Raw genomic sequence first — 11,594 nt, forward strand, 5'->3', positions numbered from 1 at the left:
CATTCAAAAGATATGAACCTTGAAATAAAAACCTTCAACGAAAAGTTAAGTCCTCAAGACAAGGAAATCTGCGACTTACTTGCTTCGATAATCGGCACAGAACTGTCTGATGCTGAAAGTAAAATCTGGCATGCCCATCCGGTATGGTTTTTAGGCGGGAATCCAATTGTTGGTTACAGCAAACAAAAACCGGGGATCCGTTTAATGTTCTGGAGTGGAGTCGGTTTCGATGAGGAAGGACTAAATCTCATTGGTAAAAAGTTTAAGGATGCTTCTGTATTCTATAATCATGTTTCCGATATTGAAATTAATGATTTGAAGCGTTGGCTGCAGACATCAGGGGAAATTCAATGGGATTATAAAAATATAGTCAGGCGCAAAGGACATTTAGAGCGATTAATTTAAATCCAAGCATTATGAAAGGGGATAAAATCATAATTCAGACCATTATTTCGGTGGATATTGAAAAAGTTTGGGACTACTACACCCGGCCTGAACATATTACAAAATGGAACTTTGCAAGTGAAGACTGGCAATGCCCTCATGCTTCGAATGATATGCAGGTAGGCGGAAAGTACCTCGCAAGAATGGAAGCCAAAGATGGGAGTTTTGGTTTTGATTTTGAAGCTGTTTATGATCAAATAATTGTTGGTGAAAGCTTCAGCTACACCATGCCTGATGGTAGAGAAGTACACGTAACTTTTAATGATGTTAGTGGCAAAACAGAAGTCTCTGTAAGCTTTGACGCTGAAACAGAAAATCCGATTGAAATGCAAAGGGAGGGCTGGCTGGCAATACTTAATAATTTCAAGAAGTATATTGAGAGGAATTGATAAGTTGTTGGGTTGATTCTCCTGTCTTTGACAAGCTATAATTTATCAGTGTAATGAATGGGATGTCATGGTGAGTATTTTTAGATAACCTACCCATGGCATGTTCTAATACGTTTAAGCATAAAGCTATTGAAAATTCAAAATTCAGGCCATAATTTTAAGTTAGACCAGCGAAGTTCCTTCACTGCGTTCAGGATGACAGGTTGGGAGGCTGCTCGGCTGGAAAAATGTACCGGGCGCACTGTCATCCCTGATGGCTGCGCTCACTGTCTGTAGAGTTGCGAAGCTACCTCTTAATTCTACTGACAATGAGGCTGCAGTCGGAAAGTTTTTTAGATACATTTTCCAACCCTCAAAAATCCCTTTTTGCTCCTTCCGTTCTACAAAATAGAACGGCTCATTCCGCAAATCGTAATACCTGAGCTGATCCGGGCTCTGTCCCATACTAAAAAAGGTATACAAAAAGCGAACAAATTAGATAACTTATGTTCGCAATGGGAATAATCAGAAAAGGAGGCAAGCGAGTCTTCTTCAAAGAGACCGGAAGTTTTATCAGAAGTGGTTGCCCTGATAGTAATCACGTACGGGGTATTTCCTCTGTATCGTTTAGCACAGTCTCTCCACCTTTAGATCATAATTCCCGTAAAGCTATTTGCCCATTCATCTAATATTCTTAATTTAATCCTAAGGTTTTGATAGTAAGGATCTTGAAAATTATAAACAGCTAAAACGAAGATGCTATGCACAGAAGAAAAATGTTGAAAATGCTTTCGGCAATCCCTGTAGCCGGAATGTTGCCTGAAGGGCTCAATGCGATGAGTTCTGATAGAATAGCAGGCGGCACTGTTCCAAATGCCGATAGAGCACCAATTATTAATGCTTCTGAGCATGTCTGGTTAATGAATGATCCCCGTTTCCCGATAGATCCGGAGATCTCCACCTGCCCAGGCAGTAAACCTCCCCGCGATTATTCAGGTGAGCATTTGATTGAAGAAATGAATATTCACGGCATAGACAAAACAGTGATTTCGCATGTTTGCTATTATGGAAGGAATAATGATTATACCATCCATTGCGTCAAGACCTGGCCTGATCGTTTTGCCGGATTCGGATTATTGTTCGGAAACCGCTTATACGATCCGGTTGATCCTAAAAATCCTGCACGTCTTGAAAAACTGATAAAGGAGGACGGGCTGATCGGCTTACGGCTCAGTCCGATACAGGATCCACAAAAAGTTTGGATGAACGATCCGGGCTGTTATCCCTGGTGGAATAAGGCAGAGGAGTTAAATGCATCCTTCAATATTTTTCTGGCACCGCAGCAAATAGGGCAGGTGGCAGATATGGCTCAGCGTTTTCCGGGTGTTAAAATCGTGATCGATCATCTGGCTATGATTGATATCAGCAAACCGGATTCTGAGGGAATCATGCCACTCTTAAATCTGGCTAAATTTCCCAATGTCTATATCCGTACATCCATGCATAATCCGTCTAAACAAAAACCTCCTTATAGGGATGTTTGGCCTTATCTTAAGCGGATTTATGATGTTTATGGTCCGCAAAGAATGCTTTTTGCTAATTTTTTTGAATTTCTGATCATCAAAGAAATCATTCCATTCTTCACGGAGGAAGATAAGGTATGGATATTGGGTAAAACTGCAGAAGGGATTTATTTTAATAGATGACAGGCATATTCTGGGGTATAATTGAAGGTCATTCCTGTTTTGTTCAGCTAATCGAATACGAAAAGAAAAAGTTCTTTAATTACAACCTTCATCCTGAGTACAAACCTGACCTTCACTTGTTTTCATGTTCAGGGCAGGATTTTGCTCTTTCCACTCAGCGAATGATTTCTCCAGTACCTGTGAAAAGGCCTGACTTTCCTGAGCACCCGAAATGGCATATTTTCTGTCGAATACAAAGAAGGGTACACCTCTTACCCCAATTTGCTGAGCTTCCAGAATATCTGCCCTGACTTCATCTGCGTATTGTTGGCTTTCCAGTACAGATTTTAGTTTGACAGGGTCCAGTCCGATTTCATTTCCCAGTTCAATCAGGGTATTCTGATCATCGGTATTTTTACCATCTGTAAAATAAGCACGGAAGAGTAATTCTTCTGCATCGTTTTGTTTGCTGTATTGCTTTGCAAAATGCGAGAAGCGATGTGCATTCATTGAATTGGCAACAATGGCTTTATCGAAATTATAAACCAGTCCCTCACCGGCAGCCATGCGGGTTACCTGATCATTCATTTGTTGTGCATGCTCTAAGCTGATTCCTTTATGTTCGGACAGATATTGGTTAATATTTTTTGAAGAATCTGTTTTCAGATCAGGAGCAAGCTGATAGCTCTTCCAGATTATTTCGATATTTTCTTTTCCGGAAATTTGATCAAGTGCTTTCTCAAACCTGCGTTTGCCGATATAGCAAAAAGGACACATTACATCGCTCCAGATTTCTACATGCATTTTCTTTTGATTCATTATTTGGTATTTTTCTTTAATTTATAACGAATAACTAACGAATATTAGTTTGTGTTCAATCAATAAACTTTCGCAATTTATCTTAACAAAACAGAATTCTTGAGTAGATTAGTCCTTTGAAAAAATTAATAAGGCTTTTATTTACTATTAATTGATCAAAAGGATGTCGATAATTTGCAGGATTAAAATGCGGAGAATTCGGCTGGTTGTTTTAAAATGCTGAATGTCAGAATTTTGCTTGTCTGTATTTGAATCCCCTCCTTTTTGATTTTAGTAATTTTAGCCGTATCATTTATGTTAACCCGGCCTTTGTCTGGATTTAGAGTAAAATATTATGAGTAATACCCTGGAAGAATTTAAAAATCTGGTTGGAATCAAGTTTGAGATGTATAACAGTTTGTTTACATCCCTGCCATTTCATCGGGTTGAGAAAACCGGAATTTTGCTTTCTTTATTTCTTTTGCATTGTGAAGAAGGTTTCCGTAATGAACAGAGTCCGGCTGAAATAATTAATTCATTTTTTAAGCAGTATACCACATATCGCAATGAAAAGGAGCAAATAGATCTTTTGTTCAGATTCATTCAATATTCTGAAAGGCAGGTTGTACTTTTTGATGCGCTCGAAGATGCGGCGTTCAGTGCAACACACGATATGAATGGTGCGGGTACCTTAAAGCAATTACAGTCTGAAGTTATTCAAACTAACTCTGAACAAGCACTTGCACAAAAACTCAAGGACTTTTCAGTCAGAATGGTTCTTACCGCACACCCTAATCAGTTTTATCCGAGGGAAGTTTTAGGTATTATTCATGATCTGGGTAAAGCACTTTATCGTGATGATACCGTTTTGGTGAATACCTATCTTCAGCAGCTGGGGAAAACACCATTCTTCAAGAAGCAAAAACCTACCCCATACGATGAGGCCGTTAACCTGATCTGGTTCCTTGAAAATGTATTCTATCAGTCGGCTGGTAGAATATTATCATTTCTTTACGATCAGTTCCCCGATGCCATTGATGAAAAGAATCAATTGATCAGAATGGGATTCTGGCCGGGGGGCGACCGTGACGGGAATCCGTTTGTTAAGGCAGATACAACCCTTAAAGTTGCTGAAGCCTTAAGAGGGAGTATCATTAAATGTTATTATCGTGATGTTCGTTTGCTGAAGGGCAGACTGACGTTTCAGGGAGTAGATACATTGCTGGCTACACTGGAAGACAGATTATACAAGAATCTGTTCATCCCCGGATACAATGCAGATCTTTCGAAAGATGAAATTACGGATACCCTTATTAAGATCAGAAGCATATTAATTGAAAAGCATAATAGTTTATTCCTTAACAAGGTAAATAATCTGCTGAATAAGGTTAATCTGTTTGGTTTGTTCTTTGCTTCACTGGATATCAGACAGGACAGTTCAATTCACAGGAAATTAGTGGAGCAGATCTCTGAAAAAACTTCTATCCTGCCCAGGAATTATAAAAGCCTTTCACAGGAAGCAAAGATTCAGGCATTACAAAGCATAGATTCACTGTTTCTTGATACTGATCTTGATAAAGAGACCTTCGATACACTCATGGCTATTAAAACCATTCAAAAGTTTAATGGGCCTGAAGGATGTCACCGTTATATCATCAGCCATACTACCAGTGCCCTGGATGTAATGGAAGTATATGGTCTATGTCTGATGACCGGATGGAAAAAGGAGAAGATCAGCATTGATTTTGTTCCTCTTTTCGAAACTATTGGTGACCTTCAGAGCGCCGGGGAGGTGATGAGGGTTTTGTACGAGAATGAAATTTATCTTCAGCACTTAAAACGCAGAAACAGTGCCCAGACTATCATGCTTGGATTCTCAGATGGGACCAAGGATGGAGGTTATCTGATGGCTAACTGGAGTATTTATAAAGCTAAAGAGGAACTTACCCGGATTTCAAGAGAATATGATGTTAAAGTTGTATTCTTTGACGGAAGGGGAGGTCCGCCGGCACGTGGAGGAGGTAAAACCCATCAGTTTTATGCTTCCATGGGTAAAAATATTGCAAACAAGGAAATTCAGTTAACCATTCAGGGACAGACCATCAGCTCTAATTTCGGTACGATGGATGCTGCCAGGTATAATATGGAGCAGCTGATGCATTCAGGTATAAGTAATGCACTGTTTTCTTCAAGAGATATTACTTTGAGTAAGCAGGAGGAAGAGTTGCTTCAGGAGCTTTCAGATGAGAGTTATGAAGCGTTTAATGTGTTGAAGGAAAACCCCGATTTTCTTGAATATCTGGATTATGCCAGTCCTTTACGTTATTATGCTGAAGCCAATATTGGAAGCAGACCTTCAAAACGTAAATCAGGAAAGCTGAATCTGAATGATCTGAGGGCCGTGCCTTATGTTGGTGCCTGGAGTCAGCTCAAGCAGAACCTGCCGGGATATTACGGAGTAGGTATTGCTTTTGAAAAACTTGCCGCTGCCGGAAAATGGGAGGATATCAGGAATTTGTACAGGCACTCACTGTATTTCAAAACCCTGATCGATAACTGTGAAATGGCTATGAGCAAATGCTTTTTCCCATTAACGGCCTATTTATCGAAACATCCAAAGTATGGTGAGTTATGGAATATGTTCCATGATGAGTTTGAGCGTACCAGGAAATATGTCCTCTTGCTGACAGGTAAATCTGATCTGATGGGAGATAAAGCAGCCGATAAACTTTCCATACACATGAGACAGCGTATCGAATTGCCATTAATCACCATTCAACAATATGCATTGACAATGATCAGGGAAGGTGCAAACAAGAATGCTGATGCTTCTGAAAGTAAGATTTTTGAGAAACTGGTGATGCGTTGTTCATTCGGTATCATCAATGCAGAGCGAAATTCTGCCTGATGATTTATTAATCAGGTTCTTTCTGATCTCATTCTAATCATTATATTTATTAAGCTTTAGCCTTGCAATTTGCAGGGCTAAATGCTTTTGAATAGGGATTACTCCAATTTATATGAGATACAGCATAATCAGACTCTCTTTTTTATGTTTCTATTTGCTTATAATTCCTGTGTTTTTAATGGCTCAGGGCAAGTTCAATCCTGTTTCTAAAGTAAAGCCACGAAATATTATATTTATTCTGTCTGATGATCACCGTTATGATTTTATGGGCTTCACAGGCAAAGTCCCGGGATTAAAAACACCAAACCTTGATCGTATTGCGAATGAGGGGGCACATTTTCAGAATGCTTTTGTAAGTACTGCATTATGCTCGCCCAGCAGGGCATCAATACTTACCGGTTTGTATGCACATAGCCATACGGTAGTGGATAATCAGGCGCCGGCACCAAAGACTTTGGTATATTTCCCTCAATACCTCCAAAAAGCCGGGTATCAGACTTCTTTTTTCGGGAAATGGCATATGGGTGGTGGAGATGCTCAGCCCAGACCCGGATTTAATCGCTGGGTAAGCTTCCCCGGTCAGGGTGTTTATTATAACCCCAAGCTGAATATCGACGGTAAAACCGTGTCTTATACCGACAGTGCCTATATCACCGATGTACTGACCGATCTGACCATCGACTGGTTGAAGAAAAGAGATAAGAATAAGCCGTTTTTTGTCTATTTATCGCATAAAGCAGTGCATGCTGAATTTAGTGCGGCAAGGAAGGATAAAGGAATTTACAGAGATATTCAGATACAATATCCGGTATCCATGTTTTCTACTGCCCGGGCAGGCAGTAAAAAATTTACACGCGGACAACAGGCTGATTCCAGTGCTTACACATTCAATTATAAGGATATTCCCCAATGGGTCAGAGCTCAGCGAAATAGCTGGCATGGGGTGGATTTCATGTATCACGGACAAACCGATTTTGACCGTTTCTACATTGATTATCTTGAAACATTGATGGGGATTGATCATAATGTAGGCCGGGTTTTGGACTATCTTAAAGAAAGCGGACTGGATAAGGAAACACTTGTAATTTATATGGGTGATAATGGCTTTTCTTTCGGAGAACATGGATTGATTGATAAGCGACATGCCTATGAAGAATCTATGCGGGTTCCATTAATCGCCAGATTGCCTGATCTGATAAAGCCGGGCACCCGGATTAAGGAAATGGTACTGAATGTGGATATTGCACCCAGTATTCTTGAACTGGCAGGTGTCAGAAAGCCTGAAAATATGCAGGGAAGATCATTTATCCCTTTGCTTAACGGCAATGTATCATCAGACTGGCGCAAGGAAGTATTTTATGAATATTACTGGGAGAATTCCTTCCCCCAAACTCCTACACAATTTGCTGTACGTACTGATCGGTATAAATTTATCCGCAGTCAGGGGGTATGGGATATCGATCAGTTGTACGATCTGCAGAAGGATCCGTATGAACTGAATAATCTGATTCGCAAGTCTGAATATCAGCTGCTAGCCGCTGAATTAAATAAAAAACTATGGGAATGGCTCGACAAAACCAATGGATTGTATATTCCCCTTAAGCCCATCAATGAAAAGAAAGGCGACCATATTTACAAAGATACCTGGTAATCAACTTAATCAATTAAGCTAATGCTCAAAAGAATTATTTCTCTAATACTGTTTTCTCTGGCCTTACTGCCAATGATAAGCGCTCAGGCAGTTTCACAGCAAAAACCTAATATTATCATTATTTACACCGATGATCTGGGCTTTGGCGATATCAGCGCCAATGGTGCAACAAAAATCAGTACTCCGAATATCGACAGGATAGCCAAAGGCGGACTACGCTTTACCAATGCCTATGCCACAGCTGCAACATGTACGCCTTCCCGTTTTTCACTTCTGACCGGAAAATATGCATGGAGAAAAGCAGGGACCAATATTGCTCCCGGAGACGCGGCTATGATTCTTCCTACAAATGAAGAAACGATGCCCTCAATGCTTCAAAAGGCAGGTTATCAAACTGCTGTGGTGGGGAAATGGCATTTGGGATTAGGTGGGGAAGGTGGTCCTGACTGGAATTCTGATATTAAACCCGGGCCGCTGGAGGTAGGATTTAACTATTCATTTATCATGCCCGCAACCGGTGATCGTGTACCATGTGTTTATATGGAGAATTACCGTATTGTGGATCTTGATCCGGCAGATCCGATCACGGTTTCGTACAAGGGAAAGATAGGAAATGAACCAAGCGGAAAGGAGAACCCTGAGCTGTTGAAGATGAAGTATTCTCATGGGCATGATGCTACCATTATTAACGGAGTGAGCCGTATTGGCTGGATGACCGGTGGAAAGAAAGCCCGCTGGATTGATGAAGATATGGCAGATGTATTTACAGGCAGGGCAGTTAATTTTATTGAGAAAAATAAGCAAAAACCATTCTTTCTTTTCTTTGCTACACATGATATTCATGTTCCGCGTGTTCCTCATTCAAGGTTTGTTGGTAAAAGCGGAATGGGCGCCAGAGGAGATGCGATCCTTCAGCTCGACTGGACAGTAGGGGAAGTACTGAATACACTCGACAGGTTAAAGATTGCCGATAATACCCTGCTGATCTTTACCAGTGATAATGGTGCCGTAGTTGATGACGGATATGAAGACAGGGCTGTTGAACTGCTTAACGGACATACTCCTTCAGGTATTTTGAGAGGCGGTAAGTACAGCGCATTTGAAGGTGGCACCAAAGTGCCGATGATTTTGAGATGGCCTGCAAAAGTTAAAGCCGGTACAGTATCTGATGCTTTGTTCAGCCAGATTGATTTTTTTGCAAGTTTTGCTGCCTTGACCGGTCGGAAAATAAAGGCTCAGGACAGCTTTAATAGCCTGAATGCTCTGTTGGGAGCCAATAAGAACAGAGATTTTATTGTTCAGCAATCGGTTAACAGTACGCTGAGCATTATTCAGGGCAACTGGAAATATATTGAGCCAAATGATGGTCCGAAGCGGAATGAGATGACCAATACGGAGCTTGGCAATGATTCCGGGCCACAGCTTTATAATTTAAAAGAAGATAAAACGGAACAAAATAATCTTTCGAAACGTAATACACTGCAAATTAAGTTGTTGTCTGAAAAACTCAAAGAGGTAAAGGAGATGTGAGTTTAAAGACCGGCTGATATTGAATTGGATTTTAAGCAAATAATTCTTTAATCTTTTTCAGCATGGAAAAAAAACAAGGCTTCCTGAAAATGAACCTTGCTGAGTTCGAAGAGTGGATTAATTCGACCCGCATTGCAAGGACTGTTTTAGTAATTCAGCAACATCATACCTATAGTCCTTACTACTCACATTTTAAGGGTTCCAATCATTTCTCACTGCAGCTTGGCATGAAAAACTATCATGTGAACCAAAATGGCTGGGGCGATATCGGGCAGCATTTTACAACTTTCCCTGATGGCAGCATTCTGACCGGAAGAACACTGGAGCGTTCTCCGGCATGTATCAGCGGGCAAAATTCCAACAGTATCTGCATAGAGCATTTGGGTAATTTCGATGTCGGGAAAGATACCATGACCGATGAACATCGCGAATGTATCATCCGCATGACGGGGATATTATGCAAACGTTTCGGTCTGCAGGTAAACACGAACAGTATTGTTTATCATCATTGGTTTGATTTAAGTACGGGGCAAAGAAATGATGGTACAAAAAATAATAAATCCTGTCCGGGGACAAACTTTTTTGGAGGGAACAAGGTTAATAACTGTGAGGAATCATTCCTGCCACTCGTTATGCCTTACGCAGAGTATGAACCAAAAGAGCTCTCTGAAATTCTGAAATATGTTTGTGTTACAGCTTCTAAACTTAATATCAGAGAAGAGCCATCTGCTTCAGCAAAGAAGGCAAGCGACAGGGAAGCGGCTCTGCTTGGTGCAGTTCTGAGGGTTTACCAGGAAGAGAGCGGTTGGTATAAGATATCAGGCAGTCAGGAGCACTGGGTATCTTCAGCATATACCATCCCGGTTAAGCGGGCTCTGGTGAATACCACAACATTAAATGTCAGGAGCGGTCCGGGAATAGATTTTGACAAAATTGGCTCATTTACAAAAGGGCAGGAGGTTTTTATCTCTAAAGAACAGGATAAATGGTGTAAAGTAAACCTGGATGAGAAATGGCTAAGCAGTAAATTCCTGACTTTTGTGTGATAGTGTTTATCAATGAACCATTATGAGCACATTAAAAAAATAAACAGATGAATTTAACTATTTATTTATTCGTATTTGCAATTATTGTACTCACAGCTTATAGTTGTAAAAAAGCTAAAAACCCATGCGATGACAGTAATTTAAAAGAAGCTTATATTATTGGATTTGACCAGTGCACCGCAGGTAAGCAATCTTTTGATGGAAAGGGCTTTGTAATTGTAACGAATAATTTTAAAGATACCCTTGTAACCTATAACCTCCCTGATTCGCTTTACAAGTTCCCTCCATCTCACTTTGCTAACAGACAGTTTACATTTTTATTTCCAGACTCGGTCAGGTCAAAATACAAAATTCGCTTTGCGTACAAAACCTCCGATACCAAAGAATATGTCTATTCTCTTTGCACACATGATATTCTAACTGCAGATTTCAGTTGGTTTGTTAAAGATCGTCAAATCAAAATTTTATGTATCCGTAAGTAAAAAGACTTTTAATGCACGGGTCTGAAATTTTATAGAACTGATCACCTTAACTCAATTGGGTATGGAAAAACAATTACTTTTCTTAAAGCGCGGTATATTATACTCGTTTTTACGGGGTGTAACGGTTTCTCTTTAACTTTCGTATAGATTTAATAATTCTTAAGAAGGTTAAACCCGATTTTACCGAAAGTTGAAACAAACAATTCTAACTGAACACTAATAATACTGTTATGGAAAAATTAAATGTTTTAATAGGCATACTTGGAGTTTGTATATTAACTGCTTTTAGTTGTGAAAAATACAACAATGAACAGAAATGTTATGCAGGCAGAGTTATACAAGTTTCTTGTGGGGGAACAGTAATTCAGCTGCTTTCGGAAAGTGAAATCATTGGGAAAACCTGGGAAAACCATTTTAAAAGTCCTTCCCTTAGATATGAAAATTGCGTATTAGCAGGTAATCTGCCTGCAGAAAAGCAAAGGGAAGGCGACACCATTCATTTCAGTTATAAAAAAGTTACATCCTTCAGCGAAGGCAACTTTTGTGATATAGGTGGGTTGCCCATTACAAAAATTGAAATTCTAAAAATATTTAATCAAAATTGTTCTGAAGGATGAGAATAAATTCCGGTTTCTTCGCATTAAGTATCATTATTTTGTAAGCTTCCCCGAAATCTAAGCGC

General features: G+C 39.9%; 11 protein-coding genes. 9 read left to right on the plus strand and 2 right to left on the minus strand.

What is annotated here, in order from left to right; all coding sequences use genetic code 11:
• Positions 1 to 12 precede the first annotated feature (12 nt).
• Entirely contained in the window at positions 13 to 405 is a 393-nt protein-coding gene (locus P2W72_RS00815) for a DUF1801 domain-containing protein (RefSeq protein WP_276358950.1), read from the plus strand.
• Positions 406 to 416: 11 nt separating this feature from the next.
• The gene (locus P2W72_RS00820; protein ID WP_276358951.1) at positions 417 to 833 is read left to right on the plus strand and encodes an SRPBCC family protein; all 417 of its coding nucleotides are present in this window, start codon (positions 417 to 419) and stop codon (positions 831 to 833) included.
• Between the two features lie 162 nt (positions 834 to 995).
• Here the strand turns inward: P2W72_RS00820 and P2W72_RS00825 are convergent, their stop codons facing one another.
• Positions 996 to 1,277 (minus strand): hypothetical protein, encoded by a 282-nt coding sequence (locus P2W72_RS00825; RefSeq protein ID WP_276358952.1) that lies wholly within the window; start codon positions 1,275 to 1,277, stop codon positions 996 to 998.
• Positions 1,278 to 1,573: 296 nt separating this feature from the next.
• Here P2W72_RS00825 and P2W72_RS00830 point away from each other — a divergent pair, with 296 nt between their 5' ends.
• The gene (locus tag P2W72_RS00830) at positions 1,574 to 2,518 is read left to right on the plus strand and encodes an amidohydrolase family protein (RefSeq protein ID WP_276358953.1); all 945 of its coding nucleotides are present in this window, start codon (positions 1,574 to 1,576) and stop codon (positions 2,516 to 2,518) included.
• A 75-nt stretch (positions 2,519 to 2,593) separates the two neighbouring features.
• On the opposite strand, the gene P2W72_RS00835 is transcribed toward P2W72_RS00830, so the two are convergent.
• Entirely contained in the window at positions 2,594 to 3,316 is a 723-nt protein-coding gene (locus tag P2W72_RS00835) for a DsbA family oxidoreductase (protein WP_276358954.1), read from the minus strand.
• Between the two features lie 334 nt (positions 3,317 to 3,650).
• Here P2W72_RS00835 and P2W72_RS00840 point away from each other — a divergent pair, with 334 nt between their 5' ends.
• The 6 genes from P2W72_RS00840 to P2W72_RS00865 all read left to right on the plus strand — a co-directional run bounded on the left by P2W72_RS00840 (position 3,651) and on the right by P2W72_RS00865 (position 11,529).
• Positions 3,651 to 6,203 carry a phosphoenolpyruvate carboxylase gene (locus P2W72_RS00840; RefSeq protein ID WP_276358955.1) on the plus strand — a complete coding sequence of 851 codons (2,553 nt, stop codon included), beginning with the start codon at positions 3,651 to 3,653 and terminating at the stop codon, positions 6,201 to 6,203.
• 112 nt (positions 6,204 to 6,315) lie between these two features.
• Positions 6,316 to 7,854 (plus strand): sulfatase, encoded by a 1,539-nt coding sequence (locus P2W72_RS00845; protein WP_276358956.1) that lies wholly within the window; start codon positions 6,316 to 6,318, stop codon positions 7,852 to 7,854.
• 21 nt (positions 7,855 to 7,875) lie between these two features.
• Positions 7,876 to 9,384 carry an arylsulfatase gene (locus tag P2W72_RS00850; RefSeq protein ID WP_276358957.1) on the plus strand — a complete coding sequence of 503 codons (1,509 nt, stop codon included), beginning with the start codon at positions 7,876 to 7,878 and terminating at the stop codon, positions 9,382 to 9,384.
• A gap of 62 nt (positions 9,385 to 9,446) precedes the next feature.
• Complete coding sequence (locus tag P2W72_RS00855) at positions 9,447 to 10,430, plus strand: SH3 domain-containing protein (RefSeq protein ID WP_276358958.1); 984 nt, start codon at positions 9,447 to 9,449, stop codon at positions 10,428 to 10,430.
• Positions 10,431 to 10,477: 47 nt separating this feature from the next.
• Positions 10,478 to 10,912, plus strand: a complete 435-nt coding sequence (locus tag P2W72_RS00860) for a hypothetical protein (protein ID WP_276358959.1) — start codon at positions 10,478 to 10,480, stop codon at positions 10,910 to 10,912.
• A gap of 230 nt (positions 10,913 to 11,142) precedes the next feature.
• Positions 11,143 to 11,529 (plus strand): hypothetical protein, encoded by a 387-nt coding sequence (locus P2W72_RS00865; protein ID WP_276358960.1) that lies wholly within the window; start codon positions 11,143 to 11,145, stop codon positions 11,527 to 11,529.
• Positions 11,530 to 11,594 lie beyond the last annotated feature (65 nt).

The sequence above is a fragment of the Daejeonella sp. H1SJ63 genome, assembly GCF_029360775.1.
Taxonomy (GTDB): domain Bacteria; phylum Bacteroidota; class Bacteroidia; order Sphingobacteriales; family Sphingobacteriaceae; genus Daejeonella.